The organism is Erwinia aphidicola (assembly GCF_024169515.1).
In the GTDB taxonomy this organism is placed as follows: domain Bacteria; phylum Pseudomonadota; class Gammaproteobacteria; order Enterobacterales; family Enterobacteriaceae; genus Erwinia; species Erwinia aphidicola.
Genome location: NZ_JAMKCQ010000001.1, coordinates 1,070,435 through 1,091,149, shown reverse-complemented (window position 1 = coordinate 1,091,149; position 20,715 = coordinate 1,070,435). Strand labels below are relative to the sequence as shown.

General features: G+C 47.1%; 20 protein-coding genes. 6 read left to right on the top strand and 14 right to left on the bottom strand.

From position 1 onward, the window contains the following. Positions 1–30 precede the first annotated feature (30 nt). Positions 31–2,070 (bottom strand): RNA/DNA-binding domain-containing protein, encoded by a 2,040-nt coding sequence (locus tag J2Y91_RS04990; protein ID WP_253537535.1) that lies wholly within the window; start codon positions 2,068–2,070, stop codon positions 31–33. A 144-nt stretch (positions 2,071–2,214) separates the two neighbouring features. On the opposite strand from J2Y91_RS04990, the gene J2Y91_RS04985 reads away from it, so the two are divergent. Then, positions 2,215–2,571 (top strand): putative T6SS immunity periplasmic lipoprotein, encoded by a 357-nt coding sequence (locus J2Y91_RS04985; RefSeq protein ID WP_253537533.1) that lies wholly within the window; start codon positions 2,215–2,217, stop codon positions 2,569–2,571. Between the two features lie 134 nt (positions 2,572–2,705). On the opposite strand, the gene J2Y91_RS04980 is transcribed toward J2Y91_RS04985, so the two are convergent. Continuing rightward, complete coding sequence (locus tag J2Y91_RS04980; RefSeq protein ID WP_133622672.1) at positions 2,706–3,059, bottom strand: DUF1294 domain-containing protein; 354 nt, start codon at positions 3,057–3,059, stop codon at positions 2,706–2,708. A gap of 211 nt (positions 3,060–3,270) precedes the next feature. Here J2Y91_RS04980 and J2Y91_RS04975 point away from each other — a divergent pair, with 211 nt between their 5' ends. Beyond that, positions 3,271–3,603, top strand: coding sequence for a DUF1493 family protein (locus J2Y91_RS04975; protein WP_253537531.1), 333 nt, complete (start codon positions 3,271–3,273; stop codon positions 3,601–3,603). A gap of 83 nt (positions 3,604–3,686) precedes the next feature. Here J2Y91_RS04975 and J2Y91_RS04970 read toward each other — a convergent pair whose 3' ends face one another. The 6 genes from J2Y91_RS04970 to J2Y91_RS04945 all read right to left on the bottom strand — a co-directional run bounded on the left by J2Y91_RS04970 (position 3,687) and on the right by J2Y91_RS04945 (position 9,739). Continuing rightward, a complete protein-coding gene (locus J2Y91_RS04970) occupies positions 3,687–4,949 on the bottom strand; it encodes a PTS galactitol transporter subunit IIC (protein ID WP_253537529.1) in 1,263 nt (420 codons plus the stop codon). Positions 4,950–5,032: 83 nt separating this feature from the next. Further along, on the bottom strand, positions 5,033–6,034 hold the full coding sequence (locus J2Y91_RS04965; RefSeq protein ID WP_253537527.1) for a 2-hydroxyacid dehydrogenase: 1,002 nt from the start codon (positions 6,032–6,034) through the stop codon (positions 5,033–5,035). A gap of 16 nt (positions 6,035–6,050) precedes the next feature. Continuing rightward, positions 6,051–6,812 carry an SDR family NAD(P)-dependent oxidoreductase gene (locus tag J2Y91_RS04960; RefSeq protein WP_253537525.1) on the bottom strand — a complete coding sequence of 254 codons (762 nt, stop codon included), beginning with the start codon at positions 6,810–6,812 and terminating at the stop codon, positions 6,051–6,053. Between the two features lie 10 nt (positions 6,813–6,822). Further along, on the bottom strand, positions 6,823–8,361 hold the full coding sequence (locus J2Y91_RS04955) for an FGGY-family carbohydrate kinase (RefSeq protein WP_253537523.1): 1,539 nt from the start codon (positions 8,359–8,361) through the stop codon (positions 6,823–6,825). A gap of 20 nt (positions 8,362–8,381) precedes the next feature. Next, complete coding sequence (locus J2Y91_RS04950) at positions 8,382–8,933, bottom strand: glycerol-3-phosphate responsive antiterminator (RefSeq protein ID WP_253537521.1); 552 nt, start codon at positions 8,931–8,933, stop codon at positions 8,382–8,384. Between the two features lie 14 nt (positions 8,934–8,947). Beyond that, positions 8,948–9,739 (bottom strand): class I fructose-bisphosphate aldolase, encoded by a 792-nt coding sequence (locus J2Y91_RS04945; protein ID WP_253537517.1) that lies wholly within the window; start codon positions 9,737–9,739, stop codon positions 8,948–8,950. A gap of 1,289 nt (positions 9,740–11,028) precedes the next feature. Between J2Y91_RS04945 and J2Y91_RS04940 the strand changes: the two genes are divergently transcribed. Continuing rightward, positions 11,029–12,141, top strand: a complete 1,113-nt coding sequence (locus tag J2Y91_RS04940) for a DNA cytosine methyltransferase (protein WP_253537513.1) — start codon at positions 11,029–11,031, stop codon at positions 12,139–12,141. Beyond that, positions 12,101–13,174, top strand: coding sequence for a type II restriction enzyme NmeDI-related protein (locus J2Y91_RS04935; protein ID WP_253537510.1), 1,074 nt, complete (start codon positions 12,101–12,103; stop codon positions 13,172–13,174). Before J2Y91_RS04940 ends, J2Y91_RS04935 begins: the two co-directional genes overlap by 41 nt. A 48-nt stretch (positions 13,175–13,222) precedes the next feature. Here the strand turns inward: J2Y91_RS04935 and J2Y91_RS04930 are convergent, their stop codons facing one another. The 5 genes from J2Y91_RS04930 to J2Y91_RS04910 all read right to left on the bottom strand — a co-directional run bounded on the left by J2Y91_RS04930 (position 13,223) and on the right by J2Y91_RS04910 (position 18,875). Then, positions 13,223–14,110, bottom strand: coding sequence for a hypothetical protein (locus J2Y91_RS04930; protein WP_253537507.1), 888 nt, complete (start codon positions 14,108–14,110; stop codon positions 13,223–13,225). Beyond that, positions 14,107–15,237 carry a DUF3696 domain-containing protein gene (locus tag J2Y91_RS04925; protein WP_253537504.1) on the bottom strand — a complete coding sequence of 377 codons (1,131 nt, stop codon included), beginning with the start codon at positions 15,235–15,237 and terminating at the stop codon, positions 14,107–14,109. The genes J2Y91_RS04930 and J2Y91_RS04925 overlap by 4 nt, the downstream gene beginning before the upstream one ends. Next, positions 15,234–17,171, bottom strand: a complete 1,938-nt coding sequence (locus tag J2Y91_RS04920; protein WP_253537502.1) for a DUF262 domain-containing protein — start codon at positions 17,169–17,171, stop codon at positions 15,234–15,236. Before J2Y91_RS04920 ends, J2Y91_RS04925 begins: the two co-directional genes overlap by 4 nt. A gap of 91 nt (positions 17,172–17,262) precedes the next feature. Then, a complete protein-coding gene (locus J2Y91_RS04915; RefSeq protein WP_253537499.1) occupies positions 17,263–17,862 on the bottom strand; it encodes a class I SAM-dependent methyltransferase in 600 nt (199 codons plus the stop codon). Beyond that, on the bottom strand, positions 17,862–18,875 hold the full coding sequence (locus tag J2Y91_RS04910) for an HNH endonuclease domain-containing protein (RefSeq protein ID WP_253537496.1): 1,014 nt from the start codon (positions 18,873–18,875) through the stop codon (positions 17,862–17,864). Before J2Y91_RS04910 ends, J2Y91_RS04915 begins: the two co-directional genes overlap by 1 nt. Positions 18,876–19,063: 188 nt before the next feature. On the opposite strand from J2Y91_RS04910, the gene J2Y91_RS04905 reads away from it, so the two are divergent. Both J2Y91_RS04905 and J2Y91_RS04900 read left to right on the top strand, forming a co-directional pair. Next, positions 19,064–19,588 (top strand): hypothetical protein, encoded by a 525-nt coding sequence (locus J2Y91_RS04905; protein ID WP_253537493.1) that lies wholly within the window; start codon positions 19,064–19,066, stop codon positions 19,586–19,588. Then, entirely contained in the window at positions 19,589–20,143 is a 555-nt protein-coding gene (locus J2Y91_RS04900; protein WP_253537490.1) for a hypothetical protein, read from the top strand. It abuts the gene before it with no gap. A 41-nt stretch (positions 20,144–20,184) separates the two neighbouring features. Here J2Y91_RS04900 and J2Y91_RS04895 read toward each other — a convergent pair whose 3' ends face one another. After that, a complete protein-coding gene (locus tag J2Y91_RS04895; RefSeq protein WP_253537486.1) occupies positions 20,185–20,520 on the bottom strand; it encodes a SymE family type I addiction module toxin in 336 nt (111 codons plus the stop codon). Positions 20,521–20,715: the final 195 nt, after the last annotated feature.

Genomic DNA, 20,715 nt, shown 5'->3' with positions numbered 1-20,715 from the left:
GCATTGCCATCGTTGAATGGCAACGCTCCCTTAAACCGTACTGTATCCTTGCTTAGAATGATTTTTATACTGAGGAAATGCCAGTTTAAGCTGACCACACTCCACCAATTGCTTCAGGTACTGCTGGCGCAGTGCGTTGGGGTTACGTTTCAGGATTTCCCCCAGCGCAGATACTGAAATAAAATGCCCTTGGCACACAGTCAGGATTACAATTTTCATCAGATCCTTGTCTCCTAGACGCAATTTTTCACGGGGTACGGCAGCGTGCGTGAACAGAATATCTCGAAAGGGTTGCGTCAAATGATCTACGGAGTCAATGTAGGGTAAGTCGATAAAGCGGTTTAATATGCGTCCATGTTCATCCCTTACAACGCATTGATGACTATCCTCCATATCACTCTTGGTCTTCGCTACGCTCTCTGGCGTGATGTCGTTATGTGTCAAGCCTCCCTCACTATATGTGGAGCTCTGCTCGTTAAGTGTGGAGCCCTCTCCGTAATATGTGGAGCTGCTTAGCATATTAACTGCTCCCTGAGAGAAAACTTCATCTGGTGTCATTACCGAAACACCCGGCAGCGTGTAGTGTTTACTCTTCTGCTCACCGCCTGCAGTGAGGAAGCCTTTACTTTCCAGTCGTGGTAACGTCAGCGTAACTTCCCGTGGATGCTTAGTTGTCAGCTGGCAGGCGCGCTCATGATTCACCCAGCCTTCAATGGCGGCCGTTGCGATAATGACCTGTTCAAAGTCATCGAGCAGCCCGAATCTTTCACCAAATTGCCGGTATAACGCATCAAGAATGTGCTGTGGAATAAGGCTCGCAGTAGAAAGCTCGAGTAAGGTCTGTGCAGGGATAGGTTTTTCCCACAGCTTTGGCGTTCGCCAGTTAGCCGACTTCCAGCCACTGAAAATCTTGGGCATACCTGAACCGGCTTTCTCACCCAGTCCTATGAGCAGAAACATCTGATGCAGAAGGCGATTACGGCAGTCGCTTGTGCCTCCCGTGACCACATCTTCCAGGGGTAGGCGCATAAGTCCTGGGTTCCGAAAACCAAACATATCAGGTCGTTTAACAATCAAGATGGAAACCCGATCTGAAAAATCAGCGTGTACCAGCGTATTAACTAACGCTTCGCGTAATGCGATGTGGATAGGCGTATCGGTTTTACGCTGACCTTCCTCGAGAGTAAAGGGGACTTTAAGATCGGAAACAAGCTTTTGATAAACTTTACGATAAAAATCAAATAAGTTACCTGACCAGGTACCGTCAGGGGTTATCCTGTCGACCCAGCGAAGTTCAGTTCTGGCTTCCGGGCGCTCCTGATAATCCAACATATAGTTGGGTAAGGCAGCAGTAATAGCATCCCACTTACCAAACATTAAAATTCCAGCAAGTGTGATGCCCTGCTTTCCCGTTTCACGGTCTTTACGCCAGCCACCGACCATCTTGAGTAACTCAAAGGGTTCACAGGCGAGATAGGGATGCTGTGGATTATTTGACGAAAGCAGGTTGCGGTAAACTTTCAAGCTATCGAGATCAATATCTTCGTCAAAACCATAATGCTCGGAGAGGACTTCATTGTCACGACTGTCGTGGATCTGCTCAGCAAGCATGCGCTTAACCGTCATATCATCACAAATGCGATCCCCTTCATGTAGACGCTGATAGGTGTTACCAAAAGGTGATTTTTTTAAGTGGACAGGTTTTTGTTTTCTTATCGCGGGAGAGATGTGAATTGCTAACACCTCTCTGCCCTGTAAGTTCACCAGCTGTACGTCTTTTTCGGACTGGAGAACATTAGCGCTGACACGATCACGATCGTTCAGCTGATTGAACAAATCAGTTTTGATCTTTTGGGGGTCAGTTACGCCTACAGGCGTGAATTCGCCATCCTGTTCTTTGACGCCCAGGATGACCCAACCACCTCTTCCATTGGCCATAGCAGAATAGGTCGGCCAGAAATCCTTTGGTAACTCACCTTTGCCGTCTTTACCACCAGCTAACTTAAACTCAACCTGCTCGGATTCAATGAGAGTCTTCAGATCAATAATATCCTGTATTTTCAGAAACATACCCATTCCTCAGGCCTCAAAAAAAGATTAATTTACCATAGTTTCTTCGTCTGCTCTTTGTCACCGTCGATACAGTGTAACGGGACAGATTTGGATGAAAACTGAATCGCTACAGAAAATCGTAACAGGGAAAGGGCGTTAAACATGAAAAACATAATGCTGCTGGGTGTCGTATTTCTCTTAACGGGATGCCCTGGGTCGGGTGATCGAATGGTAGAACGAAAATCGACCACGACGTATATCAAAGATAATCAAGTTTGTGTGGTGTCACCACTGGAGCCACAGGAGCGGATTACTGCTATTCAAATCAATAGCGACAATAGCGATTCTCTTCACAAGATTTTCGATGACAAGCCTGTTTATGTACCGAAAGGTGAGTGTCTCCCTGTGTTTGGATTTAAGTTTACAAATGGAGAGCGTTATAACTTCGCGTATGACGTCCAATCTGATAAGTCAGAGTCTCATTTAGTCACTGCTGAATTTTCTTATCCCAAAGAATGAGGGGGCAGAACGCCCCCAGATTTTACTTCTTTAAGTCACCAGTTTATTGGTACTCCATAGTGACCAGTGGAGTGGTCAACTAAAACTGGCCACCGCGAGGTGGTTTTTTGTGCCTGACATTCAGCTTTCCTCAATCACATCACCAGGCTGATGACGTTCGGATAAAACCAGTAAAGCGCGACCATCATCCCGATGTTCAGCAGAACAGTAATAAAGAAGTAACGCTTAAACGGCTGCTTCTGCGTTTTATGGCGAAACAGCTGCTGACCAAGCACCGCACCCGGCCATCCCCCCGCCAGTCCCAGCACCAGCAACGTCGACTCCGGCACTCTGCGCCAGCTTTTGCGCGCCGCCATTTTATCCCCGCCGTAGATGACAAACGTCAGCACGCTGGCGAGCAGCAACCACATCACCAGCGGGTGCGGCAGCAGCGCACTGGCGACCGCCGCTAAGGCCAGAAGCAGGTAACAGAAGGTATTGAGGGTCATGGGATTTACGGTGGCCACTGTTGAGAAAGAGGGACGATTGTAGCTGATTTTGCGCAGGATTCGCGAGAAAGCAAGAGATGGGAAGGAGCGATATCCAAGGCATGAGATCGCTTTTAAACTCCAGAATGCTGATAATTTGATCGCTATGATTTTAGGTTCATTGAGGGGGTGCAGCTGCCATTCCCTCACTAAAAGGGAGGAACGATAAAGCATGGACGATGATATTGAGCAGCGGGTTATCGCACTGGCAAGGCGCTACAACGGTGTTTATTTATTTAACAACGAAAAGAAGCAACGGCTGCTCACACCCGCAACTGATTTAGACACGGATATGCGCTTAGATGTTGGTGAAGCCGAAGATTTAATGGACGAGTTCTTTAGAGAATTCCAGGTTCAACAGAGGAGTTACATGATTGAAACTTACTATCCTGATGAGCCTTTTTCGTGGAATCCCTTCAAGAAATTTCCAGTCACTCCTGTACCCGACTTCACTCTTGGGATGCTGATTGAATCGGCTAAGGCAGGGAAGTGGCTGTACGACTAATCAATGGCACCGGGTTGATACGGTTGCCCCTGCAACCGTATCAACTCAGTCACGTTCACTCCGCCCGCCACAATCCTTCACCGCTAATGCGCAGTGCCAAACAGCTCCGCGAACTTCACTGCCAGCCAGCCGACGGGAGTGGTGGCTCCCCCGACCATATTGGTTACCTCAGACATCCCCTCCGGGATCGGGATATTGGCGTTTCGCGCCGCCTGCGTGTACTCCGGGGAAATGTCGCTGCCGACGTACAAAATGCAGGTGACGATCAGCGTGCCGGTAATAAACATGCGGAACATATTGCGTTTACAGAAGGGCGTGACCATCGCCAGCAGGAACATCAGTGACGCCAGGTCAACGAACGGCAGCACGCGGTTGCCCGGCAGAATGACGGACAGCACCACCGTCACAGGGATAAGCAGCAGCCCGGTTGCCAGCACCGAAGGTTCGCCAATCAGTAACGCCGTATCCATGCCGATGTAGAAATCCCGACCGGGGAATTTCGCCTTCAGCTTTGCTTCCGCCGCATCACGCACGATCATCAACCCCTGCACCAGGATCTCGATCATTTTTGGCAGCAGCAGCATGGCCGCCGCGACCTTAATCGCCAGCGCAACCGCCGCCGACGCACCATATCCGGCCAACAGCGCCAGCAGTAACCCCAGCACAAAGCCTAACGTCAGCGGTTCACCAAAAACGCCAAACTTTTTGTTAATGGTTTCCGGGTCGAAGTTTATTTTTCTGATCAGCGGGGTCTTATCAATAAGGTAATTACAGACCATGGCAAAGGGCACGTAGCATATACAGGTAAGATGGGGGAATGAGATCCCCTTGAGGTGATAATTTTTCTGCAGGTAGGGCGCGGTGAAATCTGCCGCCAGCAGCGTCAGAATAAATATGCCGAAGGTCATCCCGACAGCAAGCCAGTAATTACCGGTTCCGGCATACACCACTGAACCCACAAGCAGGAATATCCAGTAGTTGAAGATATCGATATTCACCGTTTTGGTGATTTTCAGCAGCAGCATCGCCAGGTTGATGATAATAAAACCGACCACCACCGGCAGCATCAGCGGCGAGCCCCAGCCGATGGTTGAGGCCGTGGGCCAGCCGGTATCGACCACCGTCAGGTGCAGGCCAATGCGTTCAACCATCGCCTGCGAAGCGGGGCCGAGATGGGTCAGCAGCAGGCCAATCACCAGTCCGACCCCTTCAAACCCGATCCCCACCAGCATCCCGGCTTTAAATGCCGTGCCGAGGGTGACCCCAAAGCAAAGCGCAATAATAAAGAATATTACGGGCATCATGACGGATGCCCCCAGACTGATAATGCTGTTGATAATATCCATAATCATTCCTTCAGCGTGCGGAAGATACGGGCACGGAATATTCCGCGCCCGGTTGGCTATGTGGATTGAGTACAGCGTGAGGGTTATTTTTTATTAAGCCTGGCCAGCAGCGCCTCAGAAAATAGTTTGGGCGAGTTGCTGAAGGCATCCATAGTGCTACCGGCAATATGTGGCGTAATCGTTACGTTATTCAGCGTGTAAAAGGGGCTGTTATCCGGCAGCGGTTCGTCATCAAAGGTATCCAGCGCGGCACCCATAATTTTCCCGGCTTGTAAGGCCGCAATTAAGTCGCCCTCATTGATTAACCCGGAGCGGGCGGTATTGACGATTATCGCGCTGCTTTTCATCAGGGAAAAATGATGCGCGTTAATCATCTGCGCGGTTTCCGGCGTCAGCCGGGCGTGCAGCGAGATAACATCAGCGCGTTTGACCAGCTCATCCAGCGAATCGACTTTTTCATAGCGATCGTGTCCGCTAACGTACTTATCGTAAAAGATAATCTCCGTACCAAACGCACTAAGGTAACCGGCGACCCTCCGGGCGATATTGCCCAGCCCGACAAGGCCGACCACCTTACCGCCAATCTCCGGGATCGCCCGATGGTTAGGGCTCTCCCCGCGCCAGATTTTAGCGCGCAGCGCAGCGTGCGAACGGGCAATATTGCGCATCTCCGCGAGGATCATGCCCACGGTGAACTCCGCCACGCTGCGCGCATTGCGCCCCGGCGTATTTATCACCTCAATGCCGCGCACCTGCGCAGCGTCCTGATTGACGTTTTCCACGCCGCCGCGCAGCACGCCGATAATCTTCAGCTGTGGCAGCTGGTTGAGGACGGCGGTGTTCACCGGGGCGAACTGAACGATCAGGATGTCGGCGTCCTCCGCTGCCAGCAGCAGCTCTGCGGGTAACGCCACGGCTTCGGCACCCTGCTGCTCAACCCGCAGATTATCCTGCTGTAATTTCTCGACGGAGGGATGCGTCCACTCGCGCACTTCAACCTCGATGCCTTCATCCCTGAGCGCCTTAAGGCCGGATTCCATCATCGCTTTATTGATAAAAAGATCGGCAATCGCCAGACATTTCATAACTGTTCTCCATGGGTTAACGCATCAACATCCCGCCAGTGACATCGACCGTGGCCCCGGTCATATAGCGGGTTTTAGGGGAGACCATAAACACGCCGATGTCGGCGATCTCTTCGGGCTGGGCCACCCGGCCCAGCGGAATGCGCTTCAGGTAATAGTCAGGATCCCGTTCGAGCTGGTCACGAACCATCGCGGTATCCATCATCCCGACGGCGAGGTTATTGACGTTGATTTTCTGCCGGGCGACCTCGCGCGCCAGCGAAATGGCGAACGCCACCAGGCCCGCTTTACTGGCCGCGTAGTGCGCATGCCCGGTGGTGGAGCCGTGAAAGGCCGCCTGCGAGGTAATGTTCAGAATGCTGCCCGCCTGGTCCCGCTGCAGGCAGTGATTAACAAACAGCTGGCTGAGGTGAAACACCGCTTTCAGATTGATGTTCATCACCCGGTCCCACTCCTGCTGGGATAATTCAGTGACGTAGCCGCTCAGCCAGATCGCCGCGTTATTGATCAGGATGTCCGCGCTACCCAGCCTTGCAACGCAGGTTGCGAACAGCGCTTCCCGGCTTTGCTCATCCGCCAGATCGGTTTTCACCGCGATAATGTTGACGCCGGTGGCGTTTTTCACGCTGGCAACCAGCTGCTGCGCGCTCTCCTCATGCGTTAAGTAGCTGAAGCAGATGTTGACCCCTTCGTTTGCCAGCGACAGCACCAGCTCTTTCCCCAGCCCGCTGGCACCCCCGGTGACGATGGCGCTACGGTTTTTTAAGTTCAGATCCATGCTTGCCTCATTAATCGGTGATGAAGTGGCTGCAGCGCCGCCACGGGGACTGCATCTCTGACAGCAGATTTTTGTACAGCTGATATTTGTCCTGATAGACCTGCTGATTGTCCGGGTTGGGCAGCACGGTGCGCGAGACGTGGACCATCGCGTGAGAGGCGCTAAAGACGTCGTCAAACCAGCCGATCATCACCGCTGCCGTCATCGCCGTGCCCAGCGTGCCGTGCTCTTTGACATCGACGATTTCCAGCCGCGCCTGAAAGATATCGGCGAACAGCTGCAGCCAGGCAGGGGAGTTAGTAACCCCGCCCGCAATGCGAATCGTGCGGCTTAACTGCGGGTTGATATGGCGTAAACGCTCGGTGTGATAGAGGTGGCTAAACGCCACGCCCTCATAGATCGCTCGCAGGAAATGAGCCTTTTTATGGAAGCTGCTGACGCCGATAAAGCCGGCGGAGGCATCCGGGATGGTGTTGGAGCCAAAGACAAAGGGAAAGAACAGCAGGTGGCTTTCTTGCGGCGTAGTGGAGGAGACCAGCGCGCTGCACAGGTCGTAAACGGATGAACCCTCCGAGGCCGCTTTTTCCCGCTCGCCCTCCATAAAGTTATTGATGAACCACTCCAGATTACTGGCCGAGGTGGGGCTGGCCTCGGTGATCAGCCATTTACCGTCGATCGGGTAGATGGAGGTCATAAACAGATCTTTGTCGATCACCGGTCGATCGGTGACGTACTCGTTGATGCTCCAGGTGCCGGTGACGATCGCCAGCTTATCCACGCTGTTGATGCCGCAGGCGATAGCAGAGGCAGAGATATCGAACACGCCCCCGGCAACCGGCGTTCCCGCCTGCAGCCCGGTCTGGCGGGCGCTCTCCGCGCTGAGGGTGCCGCAGCAGTCGGTGGAGAGCTTAATCGGTGGTAACCTGTCGCGCAGCTCAGTAAGGCCCCACCACGCCAGCAGTTCGTCGTCGTAGCGGCGCTCGCGCACGTTAATCAGGCTGGTGCCGGAGATATCGGTCAGCTCCACGCAGGCTTCCCCGGTCAGCCAGAAGCGGACCAGGTCCTTTACCATAAAAATCGCGTGGGTTTTTTGCAGCGTTTCCGGCTCGTGGTCCTGCAGCCAGGCCAGCAGGGCGACGGGCTGCCCGGCCCAGACCGACTGCATGGTTTTGGGCAGAACGTGGGAGATAAATTCCGGCGAGTTTTGCCATCTCTCCACATACTCTTTTGCCCGGCTGTCGGTGGAGATAATGCCGTTACGCAGCGGATGACCGCTTTTATCGACCAGATACAGCCCGTTGCCGTGGCCGGTCACGGCAATGCCTTTGATCTGGCTGGCGGCAATGCCGGACTGCTCAAGCGCTTGCCGGATAACGGCAAGATTGGCGGCCCAGAGTTCATCCATATCGCGTTCGGTGTGATGCTCTTGCGGGGTCAGCATGCGGGTGGACTGTGCGGCGCTGGCGATAACCTTACCGCGGCGGTCGTAAATGGCGGCCTTGGTGAAGGTGCCGCCATTATCAATGCCCATGACGAATTCATCATTCATTAGCGTGGACTCCTGATTGGTTACCATAAGCCAGGTTCGCTGGTGGTGATCCCTTTAAATCCGGCATGGAATATTTTCTCTACAAGGGTTTTGCGCTTTACGAAGCCCCCGGCGATAAATACCACCTCACAGCCGTTTAAATTGCGGCTGATTAATTCCAGGCACTGACAGGCGTATTCAGCCGGTAAAATTTCAATCGCATCCAGCGGGTTGTGCTTAACGATATCGATGGAGTGGTCGAGCGAGCGCGAATCAATAAGCAACACGCGAAAGATGGTCAGCAGCCCCTCTTTTTTGGCATAGCGCAGCGCGGAAAGATTGGATGAGATAACACCATCAACCCGGTAATAATTTTTTAGCAGGGCGATCCCTGCCTGGTCCGGTTTAAATCCGCCGAGCAGTTCAAGATGGACCAGCACTTTTTTACCGCCCTGATGACATTTGCCAATCAGCGACTGCAGGTTGCCGATATTGGCCTCCGACAACAGCAGATACTCCGACGGGCAGGCGAGCGCCTTTTCCAGGTGCTTATACTTTCTGACTGAGGGAATAATGGTGTTATTTAACTGCATAGTGATTTCCGATGTTAATGAGCCATGTAGAGGCCGTAAGCATCTTCCGCCGTGGCATTGTGATGGATGATGGCATTCAGACCTGCTACCACTTTTGCTGGCTGTGGGTCCTGCGTGATATTGCGGCCCACCGCCACCCCTTTTGCGCCAGCCTGCATGCAGTGCTGTACAAATTGAAAGTAGCCGTCGATACCGGTTTTAGGCCCGCCGAGCGCCAGCACCGGTGCGCCTGCCGCCTCGACGATCAGCCGGTCGTCGTCAGTACCGCTAAAGCGGGTTTTGATCACGTCTGCGCCCAGCTCCACCGCGGCTCTGGCCGCCGCCGCAATGATCTTCGGGTTGTTCGAGTCGTCGCTGGTCACGGCATAGCCGTAAGGGAGGGATTCAACAATCAGCGGCATATTCCAGCGGTCGGCCGCCTGCGCCAGCTGCATCGCCATAAGGTGGGTTTTCTCCTCGTTGAAGGCGCCGGGGAAGGTCATGCACACCACGCCCTCCGCCGCGACTTTCAGCGCATCTTCAATGGAGAACACCGCAACGGTATCGGGCACGCTATTATCAAAAATACTCACCGTGCTATCGACGCGTAATACCACAGGAACGTGGCTTAATGCCTCACCGAAGTTTTTCAGCATGCCGTAAGTGACCAGCGCACAGTCGAGACCCTGCGCGACCAAATCTGGCAGCTGACTGAGTGTATTATCAATACCCGCTGTTTTCGTTGAAAAGTGATAACCATCCAGCGCCAGCGTGACCGATTTGCCATCTTTTGCAAAAATTCTCGACAGACGACGTTGTTTAGACATTGAATTCCTCCTGAGTAGAAAAACAAAAAAAGCCCTCAGAGAAACGAATCTCTGAGGGCTTACTCTTCACGTACCCTGATGATAATGGTTCGGGGGGCCAAACCATTACTCTTGAATTATTTATCCTGGAAAGAGGCATTTATATTTACAATATAAATTCACTCTTCCGTGCGGTTAACAACTAGCATGTGGCCGTTCGCCCTGTCCAGTCGGGACAGATAAAATGAGACGTTCATCACGACTTGGTAAGTGGCTAATTCACCGCAAGCCTGAATGCTTCCGCCATATATTCCTGTTCCCGCTGAGGGAGTTGTAAACCATTGGCAATGGTCCTCCACTGACTCACGATGTCAATAAAGTTATGAATGATTTCATCAGCCTCTGCCAGGTTCAGACGAAAGTATCGGGTAATACTAACCTCACACGGCTCAGTGCCCCTGCATGAAGCGAACGCAGCGTTAGTGGCCTTAAACCTGTCCGTTCCGGAAGTTGTTTGGCTGTCAGTTTACGGCTCAGGTGTCCCAGCTTGAGCCTCTCACCAAAATCGGTAAGCAGCCGGGCTGTGACAGGAAGTAGATTTGCTGTTTTTTTTGCCATGGTGCTAATATTTTATCTTTTTATGGTATTTGTGGGAATAATAATAGCACTTAACTTTGTGGGGGCATGGTAGGTTAGGAGGGGTCAGGATAGCGAATATTATTGTCTTATAGGGTCAAAAGATAAAAATACTGGCACTAAATAAGGTTGGAAGTTTGGCAAAGCTGTGATGGCAAACTAAGTTTTGAAAGGTTATTTCTAAGGTTGATGGCGAAAAAGTTGCTGACTGGTAATCGGGATAGGCCATACAGCCCATCAAACTTACCTTCTCCCCTCTGTGCAGACGCTCCTCACAGGCCAAGCCACTTGCGCAAACTGCCCCATACCAACGCTTAAGCGCTCGCGCGTCCAGCTAAGCATTGTCGGATTGATGTTTGCTTTTGTCACTTAGTAGCCCCCGTGGCTTGGTAATCTTGGAGATATGGATTGTATGTGGGTCTCACAGTTGAGGTGCAAGAACAGCACCGTAACTAGGTTAAGAATGATAAAATGTTGATGGCTAAAATATAATAAAACCATATTAATCAATCATATACATCTGGTTCGTGAATGTCATTCTTAGTCGGACAGCTATAAGAAAATTGAGACGAGTAAGTCAGAGCCGAGAAGAATAGTTCAATCATGCTTTTGCCTTGAAACCTGTTTTTTTATATAGTAGTGCATGCTTTTTTCAACATTCAAACGGATAAACAATGACCACAAAGCCAGCGATTTTCTCCTTCTTTTCAGGCTCAGGATTCTTAGATCTTGGGTTTGAAAACTCTGGATATGAAGTGGTGTATGTAAATGAATTCCATCTTCCATTTATGGAAGCGTACAAGCATTCAAGAAAAGTGCTCAAACATAAAGAACCACGGTTTGGCTATGCACCTTGCAGCATCGAAAATGTGGATCATTCATCTTTACATAATGATATGAATACCTTACGTGCTGAAAATCAGCTGGTCGGATTTATCGGAGGACCACCTTGTCCTGATTTTTCTGTAGCAGGGAAAAATAAAGGGCATGATGGTGAAAATGGTCGTTTGTCGCAGACCTATGTTGACTTAATTTGTGAAATGTTACCTGACTTCTTCCTTTTCGAAAATGTCAAAGGTCTATACCGGACTGCTAAACATCGAGCTTTTTTTGAAAAAATTAAAGTCGAATTAAGTTCTAAGGGCTATATCCTCCATGAGAGATTAATCAACTCAATCGAATATGGTGCGCCACAAGATCGAGACAGAATAATATTACTCGGTTTCAAAGATAAATCCTTGAGTTCAGAGTTTCATTGGTCGGAGAGAAAGTATCTTGGGCGGGATGCATTCAGTTTTCCTTGGCCAGAAACTGATGAGTTTGGAGTCGATTCTGAATTATCAACTCCAGAAGGCATACCTGTTGAACTAACAGTTAGCCATTGGTTTGAGATAAATAAAGTAGATCTTCACCCTAATGCTAAACATGTTTTTACTGCCAGAGCAGGGTTGGCGAGATTTTTAGCCGTCCGGGAAGGTGACGATAGTCGCAAGTCATACAAAAGATTGCATCGCTGGCGTTATTCCCCAACTGCAGCGTACGGTAATAATGAGGTGCATTTACATCCTTACAAGCCTCGGCGTATAACCGTTGCAGAAGCTCTGGCTATCCAGTCATTACCAGCTAATTTCGAATTGCCACAGGACATGACTTTATCTAACATGTTTAAAACAGTAGGTAATGGTGTGCCTTATTTAGCAGCGTATGGTATTGCAAAATCAATTTTAAATCATTTAGGCGTGTCAAATGAGACTGACAGCATCGAACTTAGTGCATGCAATAGCTAAACTTCCACGAGATACAACCTACAATTATGTGAATGACAGGAATGCAGGTCGTATTTATGTAACAAATATTATTCAACCTGAAGGCCCTATTGAGTTTAAAAGGTTTGACCCCAGCAAGGGGCAAGCCTTAGCTGACAGTAAGAAGGAAAGCATTTCATCGCAGATGATTTGGCGTTTAGCTAATTCTATAAAGAGCGACATTCCTGTTAATGTTGATAGGGTCTTTGGTGCTAGCTATAACACACGGTCTGTTTTAGAAGCATTGTTAGCTCATACGCCCGAGTTTTACTTTTGTAAGCCAGGACGTTTAGAAAGCATGAACAGCAAAAAGGCTGTTCGTCCAGGACATAAGCACTTAATCTACATGCCAGACAAACCACATGAAAATGGGGTTATGGCGAAGCATGATACTGATATTGTTATATCTGAGATTAACTTAGATGTTGTTCATCAAGGTATTGATTTAGATACCATTTCACCACAAGTGGGAATGAGTATTGAAGAAAAAAGGCGTCATGCTCAGATTCAAATTGCATTAGCAAAAATTGGTAATTGTCTTAACTATCGAACATGGGTTGCTGCGAATGATCGCCATATAAAATATGGTAGCGGTACAATTGCACAAATTGATGGTGTCATTGAGAGATTAAACGAAGAAAAAGTACTTAGCGCTTATGAAGATGCAGTTGAAGCAGCGAGACTTATTGATTGCATATGGTTTAGAAACGGAAGGCTTATGCCGGCCGTTATGGAAATTGAGCATAGTACTGGCATAAAAAGCGGCTTAACTAGAATGCTGAAATTCCATGATTACGCTCCACTTCTACAAGATATCAGGTGGGTTATTGTTGCTCCTGATGAAGTAAGAAACAAGGTAATGGAATTTGCAAATTACCCGCATTTTAGGAAGATGAAAACTAAGTTCTTTCCTTATTCTGCTGTTGATGAGCTTTATTCGCTATGTGAGAGAAGGAATCCACAAGGTATAACTGATACTTTTTTGGATTGTTTTATGGAAGAATGTGTTGAGTAATTATTAACTGGAATCTGATTTGATTTTCTCAGATTCCATTTTGAAGTCTCACAAATGTGGACCAATACTTGCAACTGCAATGTTATAGCTATTTTCCTTTATAGCATAAAAGCCAAAATATATTCTTAAATGATAATGTTTTGAGTCGCCACTGTTGTTGTGTTTCGATGGTTTAAGATGATAGACACAGTTGATCTGTGAAGAAGAATTATCACTACTATAAGAAAATGAGTATTTGAATTTTGGGTCGGATTTACCTTCTTCCGTACACTTGAATCCAGCAATAGCTCCTATTTCTTTTAGGTTCGTTGATACATTCCTGTGTTGAGTGGGGCTACATTTATTTAATGCAATTAAACACTTGGTTAATGACTTGGAAAAATCGCAAATATTTTCCTCACAGTTATCTATAGTGTTTATACATTTATCATGGAATATTAAATTTTCAAAACGAGATTTGGCTCTTAAATACCAAGAGTTACTGTCCATTGGATATTTTGAAAGCAAAAAATCAAACCTATTATCAATGTCTTCCTTAGTATGAACGTTGTTTGCTTTTTCGATATGTTCTAAATGTGGAATGTATCCGATGTAACATTTATCGACTAGAGTATCAATATCATCTTTTGAACTCTCTAAAAGCTCATTAGTAGTCTTGTTAAATAGTGCTTGCGGAAACCATTCTTGAAAAAATCTGCTTTTAAAAGCTGCCATAACTTGCTTGTCCTGAAAACAGAAATTTTCAATTTGTTGTTCAATTGATGTCCCATAGTATCTATACTTTAGAAAGTCTGTTGCAATACTGTGCTCAATATCTTTGTAAGGAAAAAGCTTTTGAAAATCACTAAGTTCTTTAAAAAAAGATTCAAGCTCTCTATATGAGCAGGCATGTGATTTCCTTAAACTAAAATGGGAGTAAAAGACATTTAAAATCATATTACCCCTCCAGAAATTAACATGTCCATATCTATTGCTTGCTGGTCAAAAAAGTTTTCTGGCCAAGATGAAAATTGTGCTTGCTGATTCAATTTTATCTTCACTACTTTCGATTCTAAATTATTATTATAGATATTATAAAAAATGACATTGTTAGCTATAACACTTCCAGATCTGATCATTAATCTGATGCCATTAATTATATGTTCGCTATGAGTCTCAATGATTATTTGTAGTCCGGACATTGATGATAGTGCGATTAGTCTTCCTAAATAACTTTGCCCTTTTGGGTGCAAGTGTGCCTCAGGATTTTCAATGATAACAACATCTCCTCGTTTCGAAATTAATAATGCTGTTACTACACTTAATGCGTAGCTGTACCCAAAACCAACATTTATAGGTTTAGTCTCATAGCCATGGGGTGGTAATACTGTGTTGTAAGAAAGCCTTGCCTCTTTGATTTTCTTGGGATTCATTTTATAGCCTGGCGTAATTTCTTCCATCCATGCCTCGATGTTAGAATATACACTATGACTTTTCCCAGTAGAAGGATGCTTCCTGATATCTTCATTTTCTAATTCAAGTCTTTTTTCTGATATTAAACTTTCAAGTACTTCAATAGTAAATTCACCTTTCGTACCCAACCAATCATAATTATGATTATGTTCAGCCATTGGTAAGTTATTTCTCGGCCCAAATCGTTCTGCGTGAAGATACTGATAAATTATATTTGAGCCAGCTTCATTACTTTCATCACTAATTTTTTCATTATTATTAGTATGATTAATTCGAGGAAGCATGTTTTTCCGAGCAAGGTATTCCTTTTGATCTATGTTTTCATACCCCCAAGATGCTGTGAACTTATCAGTGTTTAAGGTTATTTTTAATGTTTCTTCGCTTCGATTGAAGAAATTGTGTATATCATCAATGTCGCCTACATTCACAAGTTCGCCATTAATATTGACATTTCTTCCACAGTTAGATTGTAGTAATATCCCAAGAGCCTGAATTGCCGTGCTTTTTCCAACCGAGTTGCTTCCGCAAAATACAGTAAGTCCTTCAAAGTCAAAGGTTTGGTTCTTATATGCTTTAAAGTTGATCAGGTTGATGGAGTTTATTTTATTCATTTAGTTTCACCGATCGCCGATAGTTGAACGTTTATACCAGTACTTCTTTTTAATATCTCTCTGAATGCTTCAAACCTATACTTAACAGTAACTTTTTTTCCGGTTGAAGTTGAAATAGAATACATAAAACCTCTGTTTTGTTGGCTATATAACTCTGAATCCCATTTTGCGTAAGTTGCATCATTTTTTTCAATTGCCAAATATAATTCATCTATAAATTTATTTCTTTTTTCTAATAATGTAATTTCTTGTTCTGTAGTTAATTCTGAAAAATAAGTAATGAGTAATTCAAAAAGTTGTTTACTGACAGGAGCTGTCTTCTTAGATTTGGTTTCTTTAATGAAGCAAATGTCGCCAAATATTTTGTGAGAGAGCGTTAATGCTCGTTCAAATTTTCTTGAAAGAATTAAGAATATTTCATCACTAGCATTTTCTTTGATATTAGAATTACCAATATCAATTTCTTCGAGGTTATCTAAGGTAAGTTGATGGTCATTTAAACAACTCATTCCTTGGGAAAGAAAGCTATCGTACGATTTTTGTCCGAAGTTTTCATATCCATTAATCATGAATGATATTGCTGAAAGGCATAGCTCCATGTCTTTTTGTCTATCAGGTTTGACTTTTCCATGGGTAGATTTCTTGAACACATCCATAGATGACAAATAGCGTAAAAAAGTAACACTAGTACCTTGGTTTAATGCGGACCTTATTTCTTGATCACTCAATTTTACTCCATAGGTATTTATTCTATGGAATAATTCAACAATCATATTGTTTTTATCAGTTGATGTATCAAGCAAGTGAGCTGTTATAGAATACTCTTTTATATCGCGCTGCTCAACTCTAGATAAATCATTAAAGTATTTATTATCATATTGTTCTCCTAAAACCTCCAAACCTTTCAATGAGAACTTTCCTGCCATAAAGTCATAAATTGTTGTAACACGTTGTAAGCCATCTACAACTATCCAATCTTTATTTGGCTTTTCTGCAAAATAGAAAACAGGCAAAGGTAATCCCATTAAAATAGATTCAATGAGTTTTGATTTTTTATCTGTTTTCCAAATTCTATCTTTACGTTGAAAGTCAGGTTGGAGTTCAATTTCTTTGAAATGAACCCGATCATAAATAAGTGAGAGGACAGGTGTTAATTGTCTAATTCTCATACTTCTTTCAATTAATGAGACTGCTTTTTCTTTAGGAGGAAATGGTGACTCTTCGATGTTTCCATCATCGACTCCAGTATAACTTGGAGATTCTATTTCTGCTTCAATGGAGTTAAACTTTTTTTCATTCATTAATGTATTGTTAATATTTTTTGTTTCTTCATCGAAGTCTAAACTTACTATGGAGTTTTCAAGGGTTAATTGCAATATGCCCAATTTATTTAGCGCAGACTCAATGGACTGATATTTTGAGTTACCCAAGCTAGTCTTTATGATTGGACTCAGATTTTTATTAAGAGATGAAATAATTTCATTTTGTTCATTTTTAATGGATGATATTGAAAGCTTATGGAAGCAATCAATTTTTTCTCGTATTTTAAGAAATTCTTCAGAAGACACTTCATTTAATGTTCCTGCAGTATGAGTTCTTTTCTTTCTAAATAATAAGTGTTTTTTTCTTTCGTATTTAAAATGTTGAATATATGGTAAGTTTGCCAAGATGGTTTCGGGATGGTTTCGGCTACTGCTACTTCCATACAATGTTTGTTCTACATTGCAAAACCCTTTTTTATTAAGGTCATAAAAAATAATTTCAAGCTCGGTTATTTTTCTTTCGAATTCTTTCTCTTTGGTTTTTAGGAGGTATTTACCGCTGGCTCGATCAATACCAATAAGAACTACCGATGGAGTTGATGGATTTATTGATTCCAATTCAACCCCAACCAAAAGATTTTCTATATCATTCAGTAGATCATTAAAGTTCATGGTTTCCATCCGATGGTTGAATTTAGTTTGTTAAACCTTAGCATAACTGCAACTATTAACGGAGTAAATAATGATGTGTCAAGTATGATTTTTAGGTCTTTCTAAAATCCAACCCCTTCTTGGATAGTATAAAGTTTGACCATCTTTGTTTATATACTGGCCGATGATCATTTGTAAACCAGTTGTGAACCAAATGAATGCAATCCAATAAATTTAGCAGGATTCGAATTCCACTATCATCCATATCCGTAAACCTCCGCCCATCCTTCTCCCTCTCCCCGCTGCCGTACTTAAACGACAGATACCAGACCCCGCCAGGCTTTAGCGCCTTTGCCAGCTGCGTCATCACCCCCGGCAGTTCCGCCAGCGGCACGTGCAGCAGGGAAGCACAGCACCAGATGCCGTCGTAGCGCTCCACTTCAGTGACGTCCTCGAAGCGCATCTGCTTAACCGGTAATCCCGTATGCTGGCGCGCCAGTTCGACCAGTTCGGCGGAGGCATCGAACGCTTCCACGTCATAGCCCATCTCGCGAAACGCTTTGGCATCGCGCCCGGAGCCACAGCCGGCGTCGAGTATCCGCGCGCCCGGCTTGAGGTGGGCGACGAACGGGCGATACAGTTCGGACATATCGACATCCACCGTCTCGCTGAAAAAGCGCTGTGCGTGCAGCTGGTAATAGTCACTGTTCATCAGAAAATACTGTCCCCTTGTGCGGCGGGCTGCCAGGTGTGCAGCAGCGCATTGAGCGCGCTCTGCCAGCGCTGCTGCAGAAAGTTGTGGCGCTGCTGGCTGCTGCTGCCGGTTTGCTGGATCAGCGTTTCTCGCAGCGGCAGGTGGCTGTTAATAAAGTATTCATTACGGTGATGTAAACGCTCCAGCAGCGGCAGCGACGGGATGCGGGCAAACTTGCCTTCGTGGCCGCGATTGCATGACTGGCAGGCCAGCACCAGGTTCCAGACGCCGTTGAGGTTGGCGTGCGTGGCGTGCAGCGACCAGGGAATAAAGTGGTCGACGTCGGCGAGGTTGTCATCGCCCGCCTGCAGGCTGATGTCGCGATAGCAGTAGAAGCAGCGCCCCTTCTGGTAGCCGTTCAGGCTGTCGCGGCAGCTGGTGATGTTGATGCGTCGCTGCTGCTGACGGCTGAACAGCAGCTGCTCCTGTTGATCGTATTCCAGCGCGATCAGGTTGCGCGATACGCCCATCGCCCACGCCTGTTCCACCAGTCGCCAGCGGGCATCCGTCTCCTGCACCAGGTTGTTAAACTGCGCGGTCTGTGTCAGCTGGTAGAAGTTATCGGTCAGGCGAATCCCTTTGGCAGTTTTGCGCTCGTCGATAAAGAAGCGTTTATCGATCTCGGCGCTGTTCACGTTATGGAAAGCGTCAATCACGTTGGCAAAGCCACGGCGTACCGTCTGCTCAATCAGCTGCGCTTCGCCGATCTCCTCGTTGTTGAACTGCATGCAGGCATCGAGAAACTGGCTTCGACTCACCGTGATCTGTTTAGGCGCATGGCGCAGGTGCGTGCAGAGGTGGCGGGCAAACGGTGCGGCTAATGTTTCCAGCGGGATCAGGTCGTCCTGATGCTGCTGCAGGTCATACAGCGCATGGGCGAGGGCGAACTTATAGGAGGCAACGTTCTTGCCAAACAGGATCACTCCGCGCCAGTAGTTCGCCAGCGTCGGGTCGGCCTGATAGAAGCGCATAGGTTATGGATCCCGCTACGGTTAGCGCCCGATAAGTGGGCTAAACGAGTAACGTGATCACATAGCAAAATGGCGGCGATGTAAACCAGAAATGCGGGACGGCTCGCAAAATCTCAGGATGAGTGATAAAAACGAACGGGTCATTAATGCAGGGCATGTATTGGCCAGCCATCAACACAGGATGTGAGATGAATAAGTTTATGCTCTTTACACTAAGCGCTATTTCGTTCAATTCCATTGCGGCATTCGCTGCGCTAACACCGACAAGTGTGTTAGACGATATCCAGCATAATGGCGCGAAGACTTACCTTCAGGCATTAGCCAGAGAGAATGCGCACGCCGCGGTGAAAAGTGATTGGGAATATATTATTGCAGGGATATCCAGCGGGGATGCCGAATGGTTAAAGATAATCCCACTGATTGCCGCCGCTACCGATGCCGGGTTCGCTGAGGATCTTGCTACCGCGCTTGCACAGGCTATCCCAAAAAATGTTGGTGGAGTAATGGAAGTGCTTAATGACAGCGTGCCGCCTGTCAGCGTTCGGTCTGTGTGTTCAATGCCGCTTTATGTTGAAACGGTTCCGCAAAAGAACGAATACTTTGTCAAAGCGGTGCAGGCTCTATATAAACTCAATACGGCTACGTCGAAACAATGTCTGGCGCAACTTATCAGGACGGTTGGGCAGGCAGGTCCATTCAGGATGGTGGATTAAATGATTATCCCAGTGAAATGGTGGCTAACGCTAATCGCAATCCCCGCATTCTCAGCTGCCGCGGTCACTCCAGATGATATTCAGCGCGATATCAAATATTTTTGGCCAGCTGAATTTTCCCAGAAAATTCCTGACGCCGACTGGAATACAACGCTCGCCAATATCTCCGCAGGTAGAGCAGACTGGATTGCTCTGGCTGCGCAACTGGCTCCTGTGATGGACAGGCCGCATGCCATTCAGCTCGGTAAGGCGCTGTACGACGCGCTGCTGCCAAACGCGGAAGATACGCTAGCGGTGCTGGCGATATTGGATAAAAATCAGCATAACTATCCCTTTCAGCAGGGAACGGGTACCAGCTGCGTTCCCCCTTTAAATAAGTCCGGCGATGGTCTGCTTGACCCGCAAGATTATGAGCAAACTCGTCTGGCGCTGCTGGATGTCGGGCCGCAGGGAGCAGACTGCCTGTGGACCAGTGAAGCACTGGCTGAAGAGGTGAAAGCTGACGCACGCAGTAAGGCGAACGGCAAGAACAGGGGTAATAAATCACTGTGGTAGTTGCCAAATCCCGGCCATCAGGCCGGGATCGCTGACTGCTGCTACTCTTTAATCTTTCTTCCCGCCAGTCGCGCCACGTACTTCTCCACCCGGTGCTGCTTGGATTCCGGGAGCCTGCGCACGATGCGGATCCCCTTTTGCAGGCGTGATTCATACTGCTCGCGTACGGTGATCATTATGCAGCCGTTCACGACGCGCATCTCCACCGGTGTGCCCCGTGGGAAGCCCGCATCAGCCAGCCACTGACCGCTGATGCGCAGTAAGGGCACATCCCAGTATTTTGGAGGGTTTCTCACATAACCCACGCGGCAATGATGTAATTCCGGCGCTGCGGCTTCTGGTTCAATGATTTCTGCATTACAATCCTGCTCATCCATAATAACTACCTCATGCTAGTTGTTGTGGCTAGCGGCGTAATTGTGTTCGAGCACATTTACGCCGCGACTTAATACCCTGTAATTATATCCAGCGGGATAAAGGAAAACAGCGAAAAATAAAAGCCGTGTTGGAAAATGCAAAGCGGCTCGAAAAAATAAATGTAAACCGTGAAATAACCCTCGCCGAAAATAAAT